The sequence below is a fragment of the Peribacillus sp. NPDC056705 genome (assembly GCF_043656335.1).
The window spans coordinates 145456-167257 of the sequence record NZ_JBHTYI010000009.1; the positions used below are offsets into that span (position 1 = coordinate 145456).

Genomic DNA, 21802 nt, shown 5'->3' on the forward strand with positions numbered 1-21802 from the left:
ATTTTTCCCCACTAGTATATAGTAAGCACTTATGTCTTTTCAAACTATTCTGTTTATTAAACCAAAAAGAAGCGTCCCACATCAATGGGACACTCCTTCTCTCTTATACTTCCAATATATGCGAGCCATCAAAGAAAAACAAGTAACGGCCAGTTACCTTCTTATTCATTATCCCTTCAACAGCCCGCGTATAAAGCTGAAGCTGCATCCGGTATCTATCGGCAAGAATCTCTTTAGCCCCTTCATACCCGCTAGCAAAACGGCCGGTAATGGTATCCGTTTTATAATCGAGGAGCACAAGACCTAGTTCATCCTCAAAGATACAATCAATCACACCTTGAATAAGGATCTCTTCATCTCCAGCTGCCCAATCGCTGTAAGCTTCCTTTGCAGGCAACGACATCGTAAATGGCACTTCACGGCGAATGTTCCCGGCCCTCTGCATTCTTTGCCCGATTTCAGTGTCAAAGAAATCGACGATCTTCTCAGGGTCCACAGCTTCTTTCTGTTCCTCCGTCAACAACTCACGTTGAATCAAATCAACGATCAGTTCCTGAATCGAATGAATGGTAATCTCTTTAGATAGATCGATATGCTGCATGACTAAATGTGTAATCGTACCCCTTTCAGCAGGAGTCAGTGACTTTTCTTGCATGAAAGTCGGCCGCTTCGTGATAGGCCGTTTAAATTTACGCAACAACTCTGTGGAGCTTTGCTCGTCCTTGAGTTCATATTGCCTTTTTAGTTCTGAAACGGATTGCTTGGAACGATACACCGTCGCATCATGTCCGGGGTACTCCCACTCCAGCTGTTCCTTGATATCATCATAAAACTCGGAAGTGATACCGACCTTCTCCGATTTCTGGACATGATCAAGCATTTGCTCTTGAACCAGCGCCTCTTCCTCATCCAGAACAGCAAGCTCTTCACTTGGAATGACGGAAATGGACCAATTCGATGGATGCGACTCCATTTCCAAGCCTTGACCAGCACCACCAAGAGAATCCCGATGCCGGACAAGGGATGGACCAATCCAATCAAGATAACTTTTTGCACCTGCCCGTACATAGTCCTTCAATAGCCACTCTCCATGTGCCGCATTGCTTTTCCAGTTCTGCTGCGTTTTTTCAGCATCATTGATACTGGCAATCAAATAAAGCTTTTCCTTAGCCCTTGTAAGCGCCACGTAGAGGACACGCATTTCCTCGGCAATTAATTCAAGCTGCTTTTTTTTCTTGAAAGCCATTTGAGGAAGGGATGGATAAGTGATCCTTAATTCTGAATTCACATACTTTGCCGCAAAGCCATAATCCTTATCCAGTAAATAGGACTTACGTAAATCCATCATATTGAATTGCTTGGAAAGGCCCGCGATGAACACGATCGGGAACTCAAGCCCCTTTGAGGAGTGAATCGTCATCAGCCGTACCACATCTTCCTGTTCCCCTAAAGCCCGAGCTGCGCCTAAATCATCTCCACGTTCTTGCATCCTTTCTATAAAACGCAAGAAACGGAACAGACCGCGGAAAGAACTTGCTTCATATTGCCTTGCCCTGTCATACAGCGCTCTTAAATTAGCCTGACGCTGTTTGCCACCCGGCATCCCACCTGCAAAATCATAAAACTGCGTTTCGCGGTATAGGAGCCAGATCAAATCCGATAATGCTTCCTGCCTGGCAAGCTTCCTCCACTTCACGAGTTTTTTATAAAAAGCAGAGGCTTTTTCATAAAGCCCCGGATGTTCTTCAGGGTCACTCTTCCTGTAAAAATCAGCTAGCGCTTCGTAATAGCTTCCTTTATGGAATAAACGCACCTGTGACAACTCTTCTTCATCCAGCCCAACGATAGGTGAACGGAGAACGGAAGCCAATGGGATATCCTGTTGCGGGTTATCTATCACCTTCAATAAGGAAATCATGATGGCCACTTCGGTCGCTTCAAAATACCCTGTCGATAAATTGGCATATACCGGAATGCCCTGCTTTTTAAATTCCTCCATGATTTGCGGTGCCCATGGCATCGAACGAAGAAGAATGACCATGTCTCGATAAGTGGCAGATCGGTACTTTTGAGTTTTCGTATCATATATCCGATGCTTTTCGCTTATAGCCTTTTTGATGAGCTTGGCCATCTGCCTTGCTTCAAGTTGCGCTTTTTCAAGCTCCTCGGCTTCAAACCCGCCATCCGATCCTTCCGTTTCCGAATGAGCTTCCGGATCGGCTGTTCCATCGATTAAATGAAGTTCAATCGGATTTGGATCGTCTTCGGGATATGGAGCACCTTTTTTCAATTGGGCATCTTCATCATAATCAATCTCACCGACTGTAATGCCCATCAATTGTTGAAACAGAAAATTGGTCCCATCGAGAACTTCCTTACGGCTCCGGAAATTGCGGTTTAAATCAATTTTCAGTCCGGAATCGACACCATCATGGGTAAAACGTGTGTATTTTCCAAGGAAGAGATTCGGTTCCGCAAGCCTGAACCGGTAAATGGACTGCTTGACATCGCCTACCATGAAAAGATTCCCATTATATTCGCCATCAGCCGTCACCAGCTTTAAGATGGATTCCTGGACAAGGTTCGTATCCTGATACTCATCTACGAGTACCTCTTTGAACTGGTTCCTGTATTCTACGGCTGCGGCTGAAGGTTTTCGTTCACCATCCACAGTTTCCCCTGTCAAAATTTGAAGACAATAATGTTCCAAATCGGCGAAATCCACCAAGTTCTTTTCTGCTTTTGCAGCAAAAAATCGCTCGTCAAACTGTTTAACAAGCATTACAAGTGTATCGACATAGCCCTTGAGCTCCCTTATATCCCGCAGATAGCTTTCGGGTTTACGGGAAAATAACTCTTCCTGTAACGATTTGATGATCTTCTTCGCCTTATCACGATACTTGGTAGCCTCATCCGTAACTTCTTTGATGAAATCTCCACCAGTAAGGCGTTTTGCCGTACCAAATTTCACATTTTGGATTTCTTCATAAAGAGCGTTCCAGGATTGGTCCTTCACTTCCGAAAGTTTAGCAACCAGGGCAAGATCAGCTATATAGTTCTCAGCCCTTGGTGCCGGACCTCCAGGGATTTTTGTCAACTTAAGCGAGCGTTCCACTAAGTCCCTGGCAGTGTCCAATTGCAAGCCAATATCGAACTTCAATGAATCGATAAACGAAAGATCGTCAATCCCATCATCATCTGCCAACTCATACATGCTAGCAGCACCATCGAGCCATCGGGCCGGATCTGGATTCGATTGCGAAAAATCATGCAGCGACCGAACGATATTCTGAAGCGCATCATCGTTTCGATCGCTTGTGAAGGCATCAACCAAATTAAAGAACTCTTCATTATCACTTTGGCCATACTGCTCCTCGAAAAGCTCTTCCATCACTTCATCACGGAGCAGCTGTATCTCAGTAGAATCTGCAATCCGGAAGCCCGGGTCGATATCCGTCAGATAATAATACTTCCTGATCACCTCTAAACAAAAGGAATGAAGTGTGGAAATCGAAGCACGATTAATCAAGCTCAACTGCTTACGCAAATGCTGTGAATGCGGATTATCATTGATCGCTTTTTCCAATGCCTCACTTATCCGATGGCGCATTTCGGCAGCCGAGGCATTGGTGAATGTAACGACGAGCAGTTCATCAACATCGATTGGATCTTCTTCGGAAATGACTTTTTGAATAATCCGATTGACCAGCACCGCTGTTTTCCCCGAACCTGCAGCGGCCGCAACCAGAATGTCCTGATCTTTAGCCCATATCGCCTTCCATTGATCTTCCGTCCAAGTCACATCTCCTGGCAGAGCAGGAATTTTCGTTTTACTCATCGTTCTCTCCCTCCCCCCTTAATAGCTCAAGAACGTCATTTTGTTTCTTCTGTGCCAAATTCCTGAATTGGTTTTCCTCCAGTGACTGGTCGAATTGGCAAACAGATTTAAAGGAACAGAAGGTACACGGTGTTTTTTCCTTTAATTTATATGGCGTTATATCCACATCACCATCGACCATTCGATCACCAGCTTCCTGATAAATACGGCGCACATGATGATTCAGAAGCGAAAACTCTTCCCTGCTGGCAACTTTGGAAGCCGCAAGGAGGGATCCGTCCTTTTTAAATCCAGCTGGAATGATATCCGACTTACCCGAATTTTCAATATCAAGCGTGGTATCCATCATCTGAATGACATTTGAATGATCTAGTACAAGTCCATTCATTTTAAAACTTTTATAAATTTCTTCTTCAATTTTATCCAAACTGAGCATTCCCTTTGATTTGACAACGGGATTATGCACATGAAAATACAAAACGCCGGCTGGAACCGCTTCTTTTCCTATTAGCGACTTGGAATGGGTGACGACGATATCTAGGTATGTCAACATTTGCAGTGCGAGTCCATAATACACTTCACTCATGTTCAGTTCCTTTTCACTCGACTTATAATCGAGCACACGCAAATAGACACCCTCATCTTCTTCCGCTTTATCCACGCGGTCGATCCGCCCGATCAATTCCATCTTCGTACCGTTTTTCAACGTGAATGAAAGTGGGGGAAGCTCGCCATTTTTTCCGAATCCAAGTTCTAATCCGACTGGGGCAAAACCGCTCACCTTTGCATGTTCACTTAATACGATAGAGGCACGTCCAATCACATGTTCCAGTTTCCTGCGTAGATAGTGATGGCGGTTCGTACTTAACAAAATCTGATTTTGGAGTTTAGGAGCAAGTCTCTCCACAGCAATTCTGGCAAGCTCCAAGCATTGTTCCGGGGTCAATGCAGACCAAGGAATATCATTTTCCTTTAAATAATCGGAAATCATTTTCAACGCGCCATGGAACATCTCGCCTATATCCGGAGCATCCAATCGGAAAATTTGCCGTTCCCTCAATTTCAAGCCATGAGCGGCATAATGGGAAAACGGGCAGCTATTGAACATTTCCATCCGGGATACACTTGTAAGAATGCTCTCACCGTATAATTGCTTACTTGTTTCTCCAGATAATTTCTTTGTTCTATTTTGATAAAAAAGGCTCGATAAAACCTTAGTTGCTGAGGGACCGGCCGTTTCATCATCCATAATGGCATTATATACATCCCACCACAGTGAATGGATTGGATAGTTCCTTTTTTTCAGCTGCAATTGGGCAGCCAGGTACGATAGGGCCACATCATGATTTGCAGCATATTTCACCTGTTCCTCAGCAGGAAGATCGGACGGATCGTTCATATAATACACATCGGACACGTTGGGCAATACGTCCCTTACCCGTTTCAAATAGGATGAGGGTAAAAGTGCCTTCCCTTCCTCATCGGCAAGCGGATATGATAAACAAAGGGTCTCGGCAGGCGTAGTAAATGCTTTGTACGCTGTAAACTCCTCATCAAGCAGGCGCACTTTTGAACTTGGGGCAACATCAAGTCCACCAGCCAGCAGCACCTCACGATCACTATCTGAAAATATCCCATCAGATACAGCTTTTCCTGGCAGAACCCCTTCGTTCAGGCCGATAACAAAAGCTGTCTTCACATCATCCAGGCGGGATAAATCTAGATTGGCAACCAATACTTGGTCAATTGCCGGAGGTACCAAAGAAAATTCAAGAGACTCCAGACCAGCTTCAATGATAACTGCAAACTGTTTCAGGGAAAGCTCTTCCCCGCTCAGCAGTTCAACGAATTGGTCCAATAGGTCGACAACTGCATTCCATGTTTGCTCATGCTCTCTTGCCGATACCAGATCACCTGCTTCTTCTGCCTCTTGTTTCAGCTTTTCCAATTTTTCCGGTACATGCAATTCTTCCAGGTATAGATAAAGGGCTTCACACAATTCCCTGCCATTAACAGCCTTTTTAACACGTTTTGAGAGCTTCAAGATAGGCTCGGTAAATAATTGCTTCAGCTCATTCAACTCTTGCTCAAGCTGCATTTCCTTATCCGTTTGATTTCGGTCCTCTAGTTCCAGTCCGCGGAAGCGCCGGTAGGTCCAACGATCTTTGGACGTCCACCTGCTTCCTTTAATGCCACGGGCCAGCACATAGTTTTCCAGCTTATCTACCTGTTCGCGCATTCTATCATGGTTATTTTGCAGCGGAAATAGAAGCTCCGTCTTGATCGCACGAAATACCGGCTCATAACGCCAATAGCCATTGATGATCTCCAAAGTGGAACGAATCAGTTCGATTAGAGGATGATTCAGCATCGTCCGTTTGGAATCGACGAACAAGGGAATTTGATAATCCCGAAAAACAGTTTGTAAAATATCTGCGTACGCTTCTCCATTCCGGACTAAAATCGCAATATCACTGAAACGGTGCTGTTTCTGTCTGACCAGCGACAAGATGTCCCTGGCAACTCCTTCAATCTCGGCTCTGCGGTTAACTGCCTGGGCGATCGTTACATCAGGCGACTGCTCAAACGCTTTGGCAGGTCTAATGGCAAAATAAGTTTCCAGATGATTCAGTCCCGGGCTCTTTCCAAATCTTTCCGTCCCTTTTAAGATCCGATCTTCTGAAATCGGTATGCCATTCCTCAATCCAGCCTGATAAAGGTGATGATATAGATTTCCCGTTTGCCTGAACAACTGCAAATCATCCGGAGCATATTGTCTATAGGGCTGATCTAACGTCAGCGAGATCGTTACACTCCTGCACAGCTTGATCATTTCTTCCACAATCAATAATTCCTGTGGAGTCAAACTATAAAAACCATCGATATATATATCCGCTTCCTTTATATAGGAAGAATCAGCCATTTTCTCGATCAGTAAAGTGAAGTAGTCCTCGGAATCCAAATATTTGTTAACCATTTCATCCTCAAAAGCCTGATAGACCAATTCAAGATCATGCAGTTTATCCTGAATGCCGCTGCCGGCCTGTGAGGTTTCGGCCAAATAGTTTTGAATGTCATCAGGTTGGATGCAATACTGCTTGAACTCAGCCAGCATTAGCTCCATCTGCGCAATGAACCCCTGCTTATCAGCAGAACGACGAAACATCTTTAATTCTTCCTTTTTATCATCCATGATCTTCCGTATCAACATATTAACGCCAACGCTGTCCAAATGCAGCCGGCTCATCCCCCCGGTCTCCTGAAGAACGCGCCAAGCAAGCCTGCTAAAACTAAAAACCTGTGTCCGGATCATTCCGGCAAGGCCTGGTGTTTTAATTAATTTATATTCAGATAGAAACGTCATCTGATCAGGAACGAGGTAGATAATTGGATTTCCTTCGGGATCTTCTGCCAATTTGGAGCGAATTTCGCCCAATATATTCGAAGTTTTCCCTGCACCCGATCTTCCCAGTAAAAAACGGAGTGACATCTCTTTTTCCCCCTTACAACATAATATCTAGATCCATCATACCAGAAATACTTTAGTAACCATGACTAGGTTTCTGTTTCCAATTAGAATTACTTTCTATTATTTTAACGTTTCCCCTGAAAAAACACCAATCGTACGTTCGTGTTTTTCCCCAAAAGAAAAAGCCCACATAATTTTTGGGCTTCTACGATCATTCACCTGTAAATCTATAATTGAATTCTTTGACCGGCCAATATCGAACATCCACTTTACCGACAACATTTTCAACCGGTATATAACCAAAGTGACGGCTGTCAGCACTTTCAAGACGATTATCACCCATGACAAAAAGCTTGCCCTCGGGAACTTTGGTCACATCCGTCAATTCTTTTAATGTAAAATCACCCGTAAAATCCTGTCCCGGGAAACCTTCCTTGAATTTCTGAAGATAAGGCTCATCGACTTTCTCACCATTTACGTAAAGCCAATCATCTTTATAACGAATTTGGTCACCTGCAACGCCTATAACTCGCTTAACATAATCTTCTTGTGAGTTCGCATGAAAAACAATAATGTCAAAACGGTTGATATCATGAATATGGTAATTGATTTTATTCACGACAAGTTTATTTCCATCTTCTAGGGTCGGCTGCATCGACTTCCCTTCAACATCATAGCTTGAAAAGAGAAATGTACGGATCAAGATGTAAATAACAAAAGCTATCATCGCTGGTTTTATCCAATCGGATAAAGAATTCTTGTTTGTTTTTTCCATCTAGTTCAACCCCTACTGCATTTATATACTAATTTATTGTCCCTCTTCCCTCTTCATGCTTTTATTTAACCGGACTTCAAGTCTTTTCCCCACATACCATAGGATAAAGATGACGATCCCGATAATGATCGTACGCACAGGTTTATGAATTAAGGATACTAGATCGTAACCTACGAAGCTGATCGTAAAGATCATCACCGCTTTCCCTCCCACTACTGCAAGTCCATATTGCAAGGGACTGACTTTTGAAAGTCCTGCCACGATATTAACGATGGCCGAAGGTGTAAAAGGGAAGCAGAGCAATATGAACAAAGGTCCGAATCCATGGCTTTCCACCCAAACCATCAACCTCTGCACCTGTTTATGCTTTTGCAAAACTCGGAAAAATCTCATTTGACCATATCTTCTAATAATCCAAAAGATCAAATAAGAGCCCGCTACCGCCCCAATCCAAGAAAATAAAAAGCCCCACCAGAGCCCAAAAGCCGTTGCGTTAGCTAGCACGAACACCACTAAAGGCAAAAAGGGCAAAAAAGCTTCCAACATCGGCAGTAAGATCCCAGGAATTGGACCGAATGAGCGATATTGCTGAATAAGTGCAGATATATGATCAAGTGTAAACCACTCGCGTATAGTATCCAAATCCATAATTATCTCCCTCGACATGCTGCTATCAAAGCAGCATAAACTTATTAAAAACTGTTTATTTTAGATATATCACTTTCCCCTGAAATTGCAAGAATTATTACCCATATACCTTCATACTTTCCCTAACTCCGGAAAACATAATCTTGTTAACGAATATTTCTAGATTTATCAGCTTGCATATACACTGAAAATACATTAGGATAAAAAACAGAACAAATGTTCTTTTTCCTGCATGGTATACATACTAATATTAAAAGCCGTGCTATTAGAAAGGAGCGGTCATGATGACCCGCATTCCAGAAGATGACCGTAATATGATTGAAAAAGCCATCTACCTCCCTATGGTTATAACAGTCTTAAACCGGGATCTCAAGGTCATCGAAATTAGTCCATTTAAATTAAAAAGGCCCTATTCGGAGCTAGTCGAACATATTTTAAAAGTGGTTCAAGACGAACTTGCCGAGGTAAGGCGATATTTGCGCAAGGAGAATATTAAAGTTAGTGAAATCAAACGCGATGAATCCTTCACGATGTATTGTTTTTTATATAAAGGATACGAGGAACATCATAATTATTTCAATCCTCGCCTGCGCAACAAAACCGAAGAGTTGTTATGTTCTTACTTTTTCGAAAAAAAACACCGTTCAAGGAATTAGCGGGTTACAGGCATCGCCACTATATGTTTGTATGTTTGTGAAATATGGGTATGTTTGTGAAATATGGGTGTTTGGAGCATTTCGGGAAGGATACAGATGCCCTTCGTTGTAAGTAACATTCACCTGTATGAATATTCCATAATCAAAATATAATTGGCTAGTACAAACATTAGCGCCATGAAATATCATTTTTCTATCAAGGCATAACCTATGTAATCAAAGTGCATATATCCTTAACCTTTTAGTTTTGAGAACCTTTAAATCAAAGTTATCTACATGTTCCTTGGCAAAGGTAGGAGTGGTGTTTCCACCCTCATCAAACCAAGGGCACTCCCCATATTGATGAGAAAGTTAGGAAAACAGTTATATTGAAAGAGGTGCTTGGAAAAAAAAATCAATGCTAAAGTAACCAATGTCATTACCTGCCGTGTATCACATCACTCACGATTTGCACTGAACGATTTCTAAGGACACATTCCTTAACGAATAATAGGCCGGTCGGGCTCGTCTGTTCATAATTAGTCATTTTAATCACCTATACGCCTATTATAACCATTCGCCAACACTATCATTTTAGAGTCCGTATAACGTTTTTTTTGCAAAAGATTGTTAATTGCATATCCATACCTATATCTACTAGTAACGATCTCTTGATATAAAACGTATAAATCAAAAAAGAACTTTCAGAAAAAAATAAGAACCTTTCGCGAATAGTTTGTGAAACATTGAACAAAATTGTTGTTGCATTGTGGGTGTCTATATATTTTGTATTAAGAAATAATCATCAACAAACTTATACCCCCATTGTTTAATCGTAAAAAAATTTCCCCAATCCCTTATTTCTCATAAAAACCATGCAATGTTTTATTTGCATGGTTTAATTTGTAGCCAAAAGGATTTGTATCTAAATTTTAAAACAAAGTTGATTGGAACGAAAGCTGCGATACTCCTGCTTAGAAAAGCGTGTCCAAGGGAGACCCCTCAGGCGCAAAGAGCGCCGAGGAGGCTCCCGGGGCCGCTCGCTGAAAGCGAGTTCCTGGAGTGGAAATCAACATTTAAATTGTACAAACCAAAAAAGCAGTAGACAAACTCATCAACATTCTCTGTAATAAAATATTTTGTTGGTAATCCTAACTTTCTATATTACTTTCAACATTCTTCTTATAAAATTCTGGGAGTAATAGATTTTCCATTGATTTTCACCTGTAAATTAATAGCTTTATCACTTAGACATAAATACCTAGTTCCATTTCACCTAACCATGATTCAGACGCCCATCTCCCTTTTTTTATCACCAAGAAAATCATGCCCAAATCCCCATTTTTTCGGTTAAACATGGTAAATTATTATTTGGAGGGGAAAAAATGAAGAAAATAAATATTCTACTGGTCGCTGTTCTTGTTTTGTCTTTATTCACTGGACTTAAAACAACCGAGGCAGCCTCAAATGTGAAGGTACATTTCATCAACGTAGGACAAGGGGATTCAATCCTTATCCAAACAGGTAACGAAAACGTTTTAATCGATGGCGGCGGTAAAGGAAAGGGCGACGAAGTTGTAGCCTACCTAAAAAAACAAAAGGTAAAAACACTTAATGCATTAGTATCCACTCACCCAGATGCGGATCATGTGGGCGGTCTGGCTTATGTGATTAAATCGCTTAATGTTAAATCTGTGTATGCCCCTAAAGTTTCTCATACTACACAAGCATACAAAGACTTTTTAACGGCTGTTAAGCAGAAGAAGCTTACAATAAAAAAGGCGCAGACTGGCGTGGAAATCAACACTAAAGCTAAGGATAATTCCCTTAAATTCATTGCACCAGTTAAAGAATATGCTAAGTCTGACTTAAATAATTGGAGTGCAGTCCTTTTACTTAAACACGGCAAAAAAACGTTCTTGTTTACAGGTGATGCTGAAGTAAAAGCAGAGTCAGACATGCTGGCTAAAAAACTGGTACCAAGTGTGGATGTACTCAAAGTCGGCCATCATGGTGCAAAAACATCAACAAGTTCAGCTTTCATTAACAAAGCAAAACCGAAATACGCTGTAATCAGTGTAGGGAAAAATGGATATGGGCACCCTACTTCTACTGTTGTAAAACGGTTGAATTCAGTGAAAGCCAAAACTTATCGCACAGATAAATCAGGTAACATTATTTTTACTTCTACAGGTCAGAAAATTACTGTAAAGACGGTGAAATAAATGATACAAGGAATTATCGATCGCTTCGAGGGAAAGATCGCTGTCGTTGAAATCGAAGGCGGCGACATAAAGGATTTTCCTAAAAGCGCCCTTCCCAAAGGAGCAAAAGTAGGAGATATGCTGATTATCAATGGTAATACGATCACCATTTCCAAAGAAGGCACTAAGCAGTTAAGAAAAGAGATTGACGATTTAATGGATGAATTATTTGAGGATTAATTCCGGGGCCCTTCTTTAATAAGAAGGGCTTGCTTTAATTTTGAATGAATCCCATTTACATTCTTTTATGGTTATCCCTGAAACCCTCTAACGCGGTACATACTTTGACATAACCTCTGAAGGCTTTGCCCCATTTGGATCGGAAAACAGATAGAAGGATTTCCTCTTTGTCTCCTCAATTCTCTGGATCAATTTCGTTTTTAAAAAAGATGTCCGGTGCAGCTGGTTTTCGAAAGAACTGCATGATACTGCTATATCGATGGTTTGTCTATTCCTGAATGTGATGGTTGTATGTTTGGAATCCAGGCGATCATAGGTTGCCACATGCTCATGTGATAGCCAGATGCATTGAGGACGCAACGGAGATGTAGTCGGAAAGAAGAAAATCGAACTGGTCGGATCAATCGCGATCGGTGCTTTATGTGTGATGTTTATGAGCTGTTTCGTGCCTTTCTTGCGTCCTTCATAGCTTGATCCGAAGAACTCACAGCTTTTCTTTATTATTTCCATGGGCTTAAACGGGGAGATGAACTCGTCCTCCATTTCAACGATACGGGAATATATTTTACTGCCGTAATTGATTGGTGAAACCATTAGTGTATGTGGCGTAATTTCAAATTCCTCAATAATTCCCTGATTATTTTCCTTCATTTTAATCCACCTCTTCCTCATTGCTAAACACCGCTTTTACTTTTTCGAAGCTTATACCCTTGATTGCTTGTACCCTTCCATTCCCCATTATCCAAGAAGAGTGAAGGGGGATAGCAAATGTATGTTAAATTCCTCACTATAATAGCACAACCCTTAAACATAAAAAGGAAGTTCACAAAAAATTAAGAATTCTTTTATATAGTGGCTTTTTCGTCATCTAAACGACACATTTTCTAATAATGTTTAAATTTTTAAAATTTTCAGTTGATTTTATCCACTCAAATCCATATAATAATAAAAAGGGTCAGGGGTGGTAACTTTGAAAAATGAAAAATCTTATTCAGAGTCAGTGAAGTCCTTATCAATGAGCGAAATGAAAAACGATGCCGTGGTTCAGGAAATGTTAATTGATATGATTATTCAGGAAGCCGTCCTTACTACCAAAAAGAATATCCTTGCAAAAAAGATCGATGAAGCCTTGGATATGAAAAACAAACCTTTATTCTTAAAACTAAGTTCTGAAATGAACGTTTTACTAAAACAGTTTGGCAATTAAAATGCATGAATAAAAAAAGCCTAATGATCAAAAAAGCCTCCCATAATGTCGGGAGGCTTTTCTAATTATCATCACTCTTTATGAAACATCCCCATGACCTCGGCTGTTTCGGTTATATTGACAAAAGCATTCGGATCCACTTCTTTTATCATCGTTTTTACATCGGTTAACTGATAACGTGTTATGACTGTCATCATTACTTTACTCTTTTCTCCTGAATATGCACCTTCACCATCCATGACTGTAATCCCACGATAAAGGTTGGTCAGGAGCTTGGTTTTCATTTCGTCACTCTTTTTGGTAACGATCATCAAAGTTAATTTAATGTGATTGGAATGGATCGTATCGATCACCTTTCCTGCTGCATAAATGGAAATCAGCGTATATAAGGCGGCATCCCAACCAAAGATGAAGCCTGAGATAACCACCACAACTGCGTTCATCACTGAAAGCAATGTACCAAGTGGAAAGTCGCTCTTCTTTGCCAATAGCATGGCAATGATATCAAAACCGCCTGAAGAACCTGAAGCGCGAAAGATGATGCCTATACCAAATCCCGATATGATTCCGCCAAATAAAGAAGACAAAATCGGATCAGTGGATATTCCGTGAACTGGAATGAAGTATAAACTGACGGATATCACGACAACTGATAATATCGTATAGGTGATAAAACGTCTCCCTAATTTCAAGTATCCAAGAATGAGCAATGGCAGGTTCAACAGAAAATTCAATATCCCTGTGTTGACCGGGGTGATGATTCCGAACATAATCGCAAGTCCACTAAGTCCGCTGCTTAAAATTAAATGAGGTATCAAAAATAAGTTATAGGCTACTGCAACAAGCACTGAGCCCATAGTGATCAAAAGTACATTATACATATCCGATCTCCTTAAAACGAACTGGGAATTTAATTTATTATAGTAGAGAACCTTAGATTTTTAAAAATAATAGTTTTTTCTGAAAACAACTTACAAACTTACATTTTTCCGATATAGAAGAAAAAAGCCAGCTGGTTTTCAGCTGGCTTTCAATCACCCTTTGTATCTGTATTTTCAACCGTTGAAATCCTCTCGAGCATGGTTGGATGGGAATACCGCAGCCATTTAACCAGGAATGGTGGGTTGACTTGACTCAAGCCCGACCTCGTGAGTTCCTGAAACGTCGTGATTGCTGATTCTTTATCCCCGGTCATTTCTATTGCATAACGATCAGCCCTTGTTTCTTGATATCTTGAAACATAATTGGACAGCGGACTCGAAGCAAAGAGCAGCACAGACGTTATTAAGAGAAATAAAGGAAGAGAAGAAATGCTGTCAATAGAACGAACCTTTAACAGGTGGCCCCAGCGTCTAATGATAAAATTCATGATTTTCGATGTCAGCCACAAACCGATTAAAGTCAGTCCTAAATAACCTGCAATCCCTATATAAATATGCTTTTCCACATAATGAGCCATTTCATGTGCCATGATAAAAAGGATTTCATCTTCCTTCAGTTTAATCAGGGTCGTATCCCAAAGGACTATCCTTGAGTTGGAACCTATGCCTGTCACGTATGCATTCAAGGCATTTGTCTTTTCCGCCATATTTACTTCATACACGTGTTCAGCAGGAATTTCAGCCTGTGAGGCAAGTGCCAATATCTCCGTTTCCAGCTCTTTATTTTTAAGCGGATAGAATTCATTATATAGCGGATCAATCAATACAGGCTGTACAAACATCAGGAACAAGGTAAATGGAATGGACAACATCCAAGCATAGAGCCACCACTTCTTCACACTTTTCTTCATTAACCAATACAAAACGGACACGATGATGAACATCATCCCGAAATTCACCCAGAATTCGATGACTCCATCCTTCATCCACGAGGTGAAACTTTGTGTACTTATATGGTAACTCCTGCTCATCCGATATCCAATGAAACTGATCGGAAACAGTGCCAGGTAAGAAATAACGGAAAGCCAGAATAAGTAGATGCCCGTTCTGACCGCTTTCCACCTCGAGACTGCTATTGAAGACTTTTCAAATGCTTTTGAAAATCCGAATAATAAAATGAAGAAATACAGCAGCCATTCATATGGCGTGGATACGAAAAAAATAAAATTCCGCAGTCCTGAATACTCTTCGCTAAGCTTTAGTTCCCTTGCATTAAGGAATGTTGCAGGATCTGCTGCAGTTCCACGCAAAGCTTCGGGAATCGAGGTATCAGCTCCATAAAAAATATACCAATACATTGCCGCTGCATAAAGGATATATAACAGAATCGCTCTTCCAGCCCATTTTCTAACCATGTTGCCCCTCCTTAAACGAATCTCCCTCTTAATAGTTTAATCCAAAATGGACAGGTTAGAACCCCATTTCCCTTCTATATTATTTATTCCTTTCACTCTCCATCATTTTGTTTAGTTTTATTTTCTATTATCAACCTTATGATTTAACAGAATACTCCTTCAGGCAAAAATGCACTTCCGGGATAGTATGGGCATACGAGGAGGTGAAATGATGAATATGCAGGGATATTTTATAAAAACCGGAGGGCCGGGAGGTTTAAGGCAACGGCGAATTAATCCCTTTGCCGCCACCTAATTGATTTGATGTAATTCGTTTCATCAAATTTTTTGGAATGTGAATTCGTCAGAAGCCGACTACGGAACGGCGGGCATGAGTAGGATTAGTCACCCCTTTATCCCGTTTTTTTGAAGACTATACAAAAGTGCCATAAGCTCCGGTCGATTATTAACATTCAGTTTTCTGTAAATGCGGCTTATATAGTTTTTTACCGTGCCGACGGATAGAAAAAGCTTTTTTGAGATTTGCTGATTTGTTTCACCTTGGGTCAGCAGGATAAGCAGTTCATACTCACGTTTAGAAAAGCCCCCCAATTTTTCGATTGCCTTATCCAAAGTTACTGTTGACCTTTCAGCATCCTGCTGCAGCTTCTTCATTAAATTTGTTTTAAATGAAGCAGGATAAACTATCTGACCGTTGGCACATTGACGGATTGCCGACAGCACCTGTTTCATTCCGCCATCCTGTAACACATAACCTGCTGCACCATGGCATATCGCTTCGATAAGATAATGACCTTCTGAATGGGCAGTAAAAATGATGAAAGGAGTGGATGGATATTTTACCTTTAAGATTGGCATGACTTCCTGTCCATACTTCCCTGATGACCGGGCATCAATAAGAATGACATCTGGCATGACTGATGATGTGTGATTAAAATCAAGAACGTCCATTTCATTTCCAGTCACCCCTATGGCCTTAATGTCTTCTTCTTTTTCGATGAATTCCTCAATTCCTCCCTGACCACCATATATCAATAGCTTAATCGACTTCATAACATCACCTATAACTTTCATTATTTGTTATTAATCCGATAACTTTTTAAAATTGCCGCCGCGAATAGTTCTATTGGTCTATACTTTACATCATTAATTCACCTGATAACAAATTTAAACTGTAAAATGCTTAAAAAGTGTACCTCCTGACAGTAAAAAGGCTATCATCCGTTTACCTTCAGGATGATAGCCTTTTTCTTTGTTCCTCATCTATGAGCGTATCAAGTTTCATGATGCTCTCCTTTGCCCGGGGAAAATCAATTTTGCGATAATGGTGTTTTCCACCTTCTTCTTCATCTTTTTCGTCGGCCCATTTGACGACTTGCTGAAGCGGTGTACGAATAATATCATTTGAAGGTAAGAACGAATCGGTGTGAAATAAAATGGCGAGGGAAATGGTCTTTGCCTTTATCGGGTTTTCTCCCAAGCGGATTAACAGTTTATGTGCTCGTTCTGCACCTTTGATGGGGTGAATATCATTTTGTTTATACAAATCATAATCCCATTTACCATTGCGATACCAGGTGAAATGCCCCATATCATGCAAAAGTCCAGCTTTAGCAGCAATATCAGGGTCGACATTATATTCGTTTGCCAAGTGAAACGCATGGTATGCTACTGCAATTGCATGTGCCAGGCCTGAACGGTTCAAGTATTTTTGAGCAATGGGATGTGTAAAAATATCCAAAAGCTTTACATCTCTCATCTAACCCCTCCTTACAATTATGTGGAAATTTTTAATGACAATCATAACTCTTTTCGAAACAAGAATCAAGGTTTTAAGATTCTCCAATATATTTTATGCAGCCCGCTACACTTTGCTTGTACAAAATAAGGACCATGCCGGTTATAGGCAATGATCCCTGATGGTCAATGAATATTCAGTTTTGCAGTACATGGTTTTTCAAGGATCGGCGTAATATTTTACCAGTCGCATTTTTAGGAAGTTCATCCAAAAACTCGATTTTTGCCGGTACCTTATATTTGGCCAAGTGTTTCAAGCAATAGGCGAGCAGTTCTTCTTCCGTCAATGCATTGTTTTTCTTTACTACAATGCATTTAACCACTTCCCCTTGATTGGGATCGGGAACGCCTATGGCTGCTGCCTCAACTACTTCAGGATGGGCATACAGAACCTCCTCCACTTCACGTGGATAGACATTATAGCCACCGACGATGATAAGCTCCTTTTTACGATCTACAATGAAAAAATAGCCTTCATCATCCATCCTGGCTAAATCGCCTGTATATAACCAGCCATTTTTCAAGACAGCAGCTGATTCTTCAGGCATTTTATAATAACCCTTCATTACATTCGGACCTCTGACAACCAATTCTCCTACCTCATTGATCGGCACTTCTTCTCCAAGCTCATTGACCACTTTGTTTTCCACCCTAAGGATGGAGGTTCCGATGGATCCCGACTTCCTTGGACGATCCAAAGGATTGAAGCAGGTAACAGGGGAAGCTTCTGATAAGCCATATCCTTCTGAAACCCTGACATTAAATTTTCGCTCGAATGATTCAAGAAGGGACACTGGCATGGCGGATCCGCCCGATATGCATATCCGCAACGACTTCAAAGCATCTTCTTTTGCATCCGGGTATTGGAAAAGAAAGTTATACATCGTAGGCACTCCAGCAAAAACGGTCGCACCATATTCTTTGATTTGCCTGAATATTTCCTTTGGACTGAATTGCGGGACAATTAAAAGCGTACCTCCGCTTATCAATGGGGCATTCACAACTACCGTTAAACTGAAAACATGGAACATTGGCAATGTCGTAATGACGCGGTCACTTTCCGAGATTTTTAAATATTCACCAATATCATGCGCATTGGAAAATATATTGGTATGTGTGAGCATGGCCCCCTTTGGTTTCCCTGTTGTTCCGGAAGTATAGAGTATGATTGCCGTATCTTCAGGATCCAGTTCTGGCCCTTTAAAACCGTCATCCCCCGATTCGATCATTTTTGTAAACGATTTCATTTTCGGATAGATATTAAATTCGCTAATATCCCCATTATCCTGCTGCGTTTCACAAATAACATATTGTTCTACGCTTGAGAGGATCGGGTTCATTTTCTCTAGTAAGGGCAAAAGCTTATCTAATGCCACAACAACCTTTACATCGCCATTATTCAGGATATAACCAATCTCGTCAGGTGTGTAAATTGGATTGACGGGAATGACGGTTGCCCCTGCTCGCATAGCCCCATACAACGAAATGATGAAATGTGGAGAGTTCCCCAATAACAGCGCAATGTTATCACCTTTTGAAACACCAAGCCTATGTAATTCGTCTGCGAACTTCGTAACGGCTTTATCCAATTCCCCATATGAAGTGGATTGATCCATAAAGTAATATGCTGGCTTATTCGCCTTTTTTATAGCCATTTGATGAAGCTGTTCAGATAAATTCAACTTTCTCCCTCCCCTGCAAATACCATGAATGAATGGTCATTCATTTTTTTGGTGAACTAAATACATTTTTATTATATTAAAAGAAAGCTATTACAGCAACAATTTTATCCATATTCAAGCAATTACTGTCATTATTAGGCACAAAAGCCGTCCTATTAAGTCGGGACGGCTTTTGTGGCTTAATATATTAGTGCCAATATTTCTTCTTTCGTTACATTGCCAAAATAATGACGAACATCGGTCTCATCTAGTACCCTGCTGATAGCTTCCTTTTCATAACGTGTTCCAGTAAGCTTTTGTTCAATATCCGCAACCTCTCCGACCCCGAAGAAATCGCCATAGATTTTACAATTTTCAATGATTCCCCTGTTCACTTCAAGGCGGATATCAACAGACCCCACAGGGAATCTATGTGAGTTTTGCAAGTTGAATTTAGGCGATTTTCCGTAATTCCATTCCCAGTTTTGATACCTTTCTTCAGAGATTTTGTGAATTTTCTCCCAATCCTTCTCCGTTAAAACGTACTCTGTAACCTTTCCGCTATCTTTGAAAATATTTTGCAGGAGGAATGTACGGAACTCTTCAACAGACATCGGTTCTTTTAAGAAATCAGCGATATTACCGACACGGCTTCTTATTGATTTTATCCCTTTGGACTCGATTTTATCTTTTTTCACTTTTAAAGCGGATACAATGTGATCCATTTCTGATTGAAACAGCAATGTCCCATGACTGAACATTCTGCCCTTCGTTGAAAACATCGCATTTCCCGAGATTTTCTTTCCTTCAGCCAGAATATCGTTACGACCGCTCAATTCAGCATGTATTCCAAGTTTTTCAAGCGTTTCCACTACAGGTTGGGTGAATTTTTTAAAATTATGGAAACTATCCCCATCATCCCGCGTAATGAAACTGAAATTGAGATTCCCCATGTCATGATAAACCGCTCCACCCCCGGAAAGGCGGCGAACAACTGTAATCCCATTTCCATCTACATAATCGGCATTGATTTCTTCAATCGTATTTTGATTTCTTCCTATGATGATTGAAGGACGATTAATGTAAAATAGAAGATAGGTTTCATCTATATTTAAATGTTTAAGCGCATATTCTTCGATGGCGAGGTTAATTCTTGGATCGGTAATTCCCTTATTATCAATAAAAAGCACAGTTGTTCCTCCTTGTAGACTTCATATCACTGATGTTTCATTTATAGTTGGAATTCGAGATTGGTTTTAGCTACAGCTATTTCCCTTTTGAATACCTTGGATGCTTCTTTTTTCAGTTGATCAAGATTCCCATAATGAGGGAGATGAGTTAACAGCAATAGCTGGACGTCAGCCTTTTCCGCTAGCATGCCCGCTTCTCTTGCCGTCATATGCCCCGCCTTTGAACCATCCATATCACTGTAAAAATTACTTTCGCATAATAAAACGTTTGCATCTTTAGCAAAATCCGCCAGCTCATCCATATATGAACTATCCCCTGTGTAAACTATCGCATGATTTTCAGCTTCAATCCTCATTGCAAAACAAGGGACTGGATGATTTGTTTTCATGAACGTAAATTTACACGGTCCAATGGTTAAAGGCTGATCAGCAGTGTAGGCTATCCCCTTTGTCACGTCTTTATAAGTTAACTTACCAAACTCGACTTCGTCCAAATCATGACCAAAAATGGGAATCGTCCTTTTTTCGCTGCCCAATATCTGCTGTATGAACGCAGCGTGCTGCAGGACACCAATATCCGCTACATGATCCGGATGATAGTGGGATAATACAACAGCACCAAGATCCTCCGGCTTCATATGGTTTTGCAGCTGTGATAGAACACCGCTGCCACAATCAAGCAGAATGCGAAAATCTTCATATTCAAGCAAATAGCCGGAACTTGCCTCATTTTTAGCTGGATAACCGCCCCAGCAGCCAATTACGGTGATTTTCATGCTTAGGCACTCCTTTTTTTCTCTCAATGACTTCCCCATTAATATAAACTATTCTAGCCCTTATTTCACCTTTTTTACTTATGTTATAAAACATTCATTGACATATAGATTCTGTTATAATACAATAAAACCATAGAAAAGCGAATAATAAAAATAATAATTCAGGAGATGATGTTCATGATTCAAAGTAGCGTTGAGTTCTTTAAAAACCTGCCTCCGAAACAATGCATGGAATGCGGAAAAAAAATCGAAGAACAGCACGAATGTTATGGAAACCACTGTGATCATTGCCTTTCTGGAGAGTAGTATTCTTGTGTTCCACCATCCGCTTCCCAAATAGCAGGATGAATTTATATAACCTTCAGTTTCGCAGCTGAAAAACATCCCCAATAAAAAGAAGAGATACCGAGGAACGGTATCTCTTCTTTTTATTGGGATTCATTGCCTTTCAGCAAAAAAATAGAATTATCAATTTACGGATAATCCTTTGAACAAGTATATTTTAAATAGTTCAGCAATTTCCTCTTTCTCTAATGGGGCATGGTTCCTTTCCCAATCAAAAATCAGGGCAAGGTACATCTTTAGCATCAGGAAAGCTGTTATCTCTGGATCGCAAGGCTGTATATAGCCCTTATCAATCGCTATTTTTAGTTTTTCCTTAATGTAGGATACAATGGCTTCTTCCATTTCATTAACCATTTCCTGAACGGCCGGCGTACCAATATCCCGCTCTTCCTGAAGAAGTTTTAAAGATAATTGATGTTCCTGCCTGAACTCCAGAATTCGATATACGGCCCGATGCAGATTTTCAAAAAAGGAGAGTTGGTCATCCAAAGATTGTTCCGCTTCATATTTCATTTCCTCTATCATCCGCTGAACGATTTCTTTAAACAGCTCTTCTTTATTTTTATAAAAGGTATAAATGGTCCCTTTTCCCACATTGGCAATTTTAGCGACTTGATCCATCGTCGTTGCCTTATATCCAAAAAGTGAAAACGACTTGGTCGCGGCTTCTAAAATTAATTTTTTACGATCAACAGACATTTCCCACCTCGATCCTGACCAA

The 21802-nt window shown here is 40.7% G+C and carries 18 protein-coding genes; 5 read left to right on the plus strand and 13 right to left on the minus strand.

Going from position 1 to position 21802, the window contains the following annotated elements; all coding sequences use genetic code 11:
- Positions 1-103 precede the first annotated feature (103 nt).
- From addA to ACFRAK_RS14175, 4 genes are all read right to left on the minus strand, one after another.
- On the minus strand, positions 104-3838 hold the full coding sequence (addA, locus tag ACFRAK_RS14160; protein ID WP_394571896.1) for a helicase-exonuclease AddAB subunit AddA: 3735 nt from the start codon (positions 3836-3838) through the stop codon (positions 104-106).
- Positions 3831-7328 carry a helicase-exonuclease AddAB subunit AddB gene (addB, locus tag ACFRAK_RS14165; RefSeq protein ID WP_394571897.1) on the minus strand — a complete coding sequence of 1166 codons (3498 nt, stop codon included), beginning with the start codon at positions 7326-7328 and terminating at the stop codon, positions 3831-3833. The genes addA and addB overlap by 8 nt, the downstream gene beginning before the upstream one ends.
- Before the next feature lie 190 nt (positions 7329-7518).
- On the minus strand, positions 7519-8082 hold the full coding sequence (gene lepB, locus ACFRAK_RS14170; RefSeq protein WP_394571898.1) for a signal peptidase I: 564 nt from the start codon (positions 8080-8082) through the stop codon (positions 7519-7521).
- A gap of 33 nt (positions 8083-8115) precedes the next feature.
- The gene (locus ACFRAK_RS14175; protein ID WP_387596379.1) at positions 8116-8730 is read right to left on the minus strand and encodes a TVP38/TMEM64 family protein; all 615 of its coding nucleotides are present in this window, start codon (positions 8728-8730) and stop codon (positions 8116-8118) included.
- 284 nt (positions 8731-9014) lie between these two features.
- Between ACFRAK_RS14175 and ACFRAK_RS14180 the strand changes: the two genes are divergently transcribed.
- The 3 genes from ACFRAK_RS14180 to ACFRAK_RS14190 all read left to right on the plus strand — a co-directional run bounded on the left by ACFRAK_RS14180 (position 9015) and on the right by ACFRAK_RS14190 (position 11809).
- On the plus strand, positions 9015-9386 hold the full coding sequence (locus ACFRAK_RS14180; protein WP_192203659.1) for a YhjD family protein: 372 nt from the start codon (positions 9015-9017) through the stop codon (positions 9384-9386).
- A 1364-nt stretch (positions 9387-10750) separates the two neighbouring features.
- Positions 10751-11590, plus strand: a complete 840-nt coding sequence (locus tag ACFRAK_RS14185) for a ComEC/Rec2 family competence protein (RefSeq protein WP_387596382.1) — start codon at positions 10751-10753, stop codon at positions 11588-11590.
- Complete coding sequence (locus ACFRAK_RS14190; protein WP_387596385.1) at positions 11591-11809, plus strand: DUF3006 domain-containing protein; 219 nt, start codon at positions 11591-11593, stop codon at positions 11807-11809.
- An 87-nt stretch (positions 11810-11896) separates the two neighbouring features.
- On the opposite strand, the gene ACFRAK_RS14195 is transcribed toward ACFRAK_RS14190, so the two are convergent.
- Entirely contained in the window at positions 11897-12460 is a 564-nt protein-coding gene (locus ACFRAK_RS14195; protein ID WP_260284580.1) for a competence protein ComK, read from the minus strand.
- A gap of 319 nt (positions 12461-12779) precedes the next feature.
- Between ACFRAK_RS14195 and ACFRAK_RS14200 the strand changes: the two genes are divergently transcribed.
- Positions 12780-13016: an IDEAL domain-containing protein gene (locus tag ACFRAK_RS14200; protein WP_349729014.1), complete on the plus strand. Its 237-nt coding sequence runs from the start codon at positions 12780-12782 to the stop codon at positions 13014-13016.
- Positions 13017-13087: 71 nt separating this feature from the next.
- On the opposite strand, the gene ACFRAK_RS14205 is transcribed toward ACFRAK_RS14200, so the two are convergent.
- The 7 genes from ACFRAK_RS14205 to ACFRAK_RS14235 all read right to left on the minus strand — a co-directional run bounded on the left by ACFRAK_RS14205 (position 13088) and on the right by ACFRAK_RS14235 (position 20736).
- Positions 13088-13897, minus strand: coding sequence for a YitT family protein (locus ACFRAK_RS14205; protein ID WP_260284579.1), 810 nt, complete (start codon positions 13895-13897; stop codon positions 13088-13090).
- A gap of 149 nt (positions 13898-14046) precedes the next feature.
- Entirely contained in the window at positions 14047-15312 is a 1266-nt protein-coding gene (locus ACFRAK_RS14210; protein WP_387596389.1) for a M48 family metallopeptidase, read from the minus strand.
- A 384-nt stretch (positions 15313-15696) separates the two neighbouring features.
- Positions 15697-16365 carry a LuxR C-terminal-related transcriptional regulator gene (locus ACFRAK_RS14215; RefSeq protein ID WP_394571899.1) on the minus strand — a complete coding sequence of 223 codons (669 nt, stop codon included), beginning with the start codon at positions 16363-16365 and terminating at the stop codon, positions 15697-15699.
- A gap of 178 nt (positions 16366-16543) precedes the next feature.
- Positions 16544-17071 carry an HD domain-containing protein gene (locus ACFRAK_RS14220; RefSeq protein ID WP_034314654.1) on the minus strand — a complete coding sequence of 176 codons (528 nt, stop codon included), beginning with the start codon at positions 17069-17071 and terminating at the stop codon, positions 16544-16546.
- Positions 17072-17246: 175 nt separating this feature from the next.
- Positions 17247-18791, minus strand: coding sequence for a fatty acid--CoA ligase family protein (locus ACFRAK_RS14225; RefSeq protein WP_394571900.1), 1545 nt, complete (start codon positions 18789-18791; stop codon positions 17247-17249).
- A 179-nt stretch (positions 18792-18970) separates the two neighbouring features.
- A complete protein-coding gene (gene lplA / locus ACFRAK_RS14230) occupies positions 18971-19960 on the minus strand; it encodes a lipoate--protein ligase (protein ID WP_394571901.1) in 990 nt (329 codons plus the stop codon).
- 41 nt (positions 19961-20001) lie between these two features.
- The gene (locus ACFRAK_RS14235; protein ID WP_394571902.1) at positions 20002-20736 is read right to left on the minus strand and encodes an MBL fold metallo-hydrolase; all 735 of its coding nucleotides are present in this window, start codon (positions 20734-20736) and stop codon (positions 20002-20004) included.
- Between the two features lie 177 nt (positions 20737-20913).
- Between ACFRAK_RS14235 and yhfH the strand changes: the two genes are divergently transcribed.
- Positions 20914-21042, plus strand: a complete 129-nt coding sequence (gene yhfH, locus ACFRAK_RS14240) for a protein YhfH (protein ID WP_076367255.1) — start codon at positions 20914-20916, stop codon at positions 21040-21042.
- Between the two features lie 162 nt (positions 21043-21204).
- Here the strand turns inward: yhfH and ACFRAK_RS14245 are convergent, their stop codons facing one another.
- The gene (locus ACFRAK_RS14245) at positions 21205-21780 is read right to left on the minus strand and encodes a TetR/AcrR family transcriptional regulator (RefSeq protein WP_260284571.1); all 576 of its coding nucleotides are present in this window, start codon (positions 21778-21780) and stop codon (positions 21205-21207) included.
- Between the last annotated feature and the right edge of the window lie 22 nt (positions 21781-21802).

What these genes read in the sequence shown, in the direction of transcription:
- ACFRAK_RS14215 (WP_394571899.1), bottom strand. Translation starts at nt 16,365, where the DNA reads ATGAAGTCGATTAAGCTATTGATATATGGTGGTCAGGGAGGAATTGAG.
- ACFRAK_RS14245 (WP_260284571.1), bottom strand. Translation starts at nt 21,780, where the DNA reads ATGTCTGTTGATCGTAAAAAATTAATTTTAGAAGCCGCGACCAAGTCG.
- lepB (WP_394571898.1), bottom strand. Translation starts at nt 8,082, where the DNA reads ATGGAAAAAACAAACAAGAATTCTTTATCCGATTGGATAAAACCAGCG.
- ACFRAK_RS14190 (WP_387596385.1), top strand. Translation starts at nt 11,591, where the DNA reads ATGATACAAGGAATTATCGATCGCTTCGAGGGAAAGATCGCTGTCGTT.
- ACFRAK_RS14180 (WP_192203659.1), top strand. Translation starts at nt 9,015, where the DNA reads ATGACCCGCATTCCAGAAGATGACCGTAATATGATTGAAAAAGCCATC.
- ACFRAK_RS14210 (WP_387596389.1), bottom strand. Translation starts at nt 15,312, where the DNA reads ATGGTTAGAAAATGGGCTGGAAGAGCGATTCTGTTATATATCCTTTAT.
- ACFRAK_RS14205 (WP_260284579.1), bottom strand. Translation starts at nt 13,897, where the DNA reads ATGTATAATGTACTTTTGATCACTATGGGCTCAGTGCTTGTTGCAGTA.
- yhfH (WP_076367255.1), top strand. Translation starts at nt 20,914, where the DNA reads ATGATTCAAAGTAGCGTTGAGTTCTTTAAAAACCTGCCTCCGAAACAA.
- ACFRAK_RS14185 (WP_387596382.1), top strand. Translation starts at nt 10,751, where the DNA reads ATGAAGAAAATAAATATTCTACTGGTCGCTGTTCTTGTTTTGTCTTTA.
- ACFRAK_RS14195 (WP_260284580.1), bottom strand. Translation starts at nt 12,460, where the DNA reads ATGAAGGAAAATAATCAGGGAATTATTGAGGAATTTGAAATTACGCCA.
- ACFRAK_RS14175 (WP_387596379.1), bottom strand. Translation starts at nt 8,730, where the DNA reads ATGGATTTGGATACTATACGCGAGTGGTTTACACTTGATCATATATCT.
- addA (WP_394571896.1), bottom strand. Translation starts at nt 3,838, where the DNA reads ATGAGTAAAACGAAAATTCCTGCTCTGCCAGGAGATGTGACTTGGACG.
- addB (WP_394571897.1), bottom strand. Translation starts at nt 7,328, where the DNA reads ATGTCACTCCGTTTTTTACTGGGAAGATCGGGTGCAGGGAAAACTTCG.
- ACFRAK_RS14235 (WP_394571902.1), bottom strand. Translation starts at nt 20,736, where the DNA reads ATGAAAATCACCGTAATTGGCTGCTGGGGCGGTTATCCAGCTAAAAAT.
- ACFRAK_RS14220 (WP_034314654.1), bottom strand. Translation starts at nt 17,071, where the DNA reads ATGAGAGATGTAAAGCTTTTGGATATTTTTACACATCCCATTGCTCAA.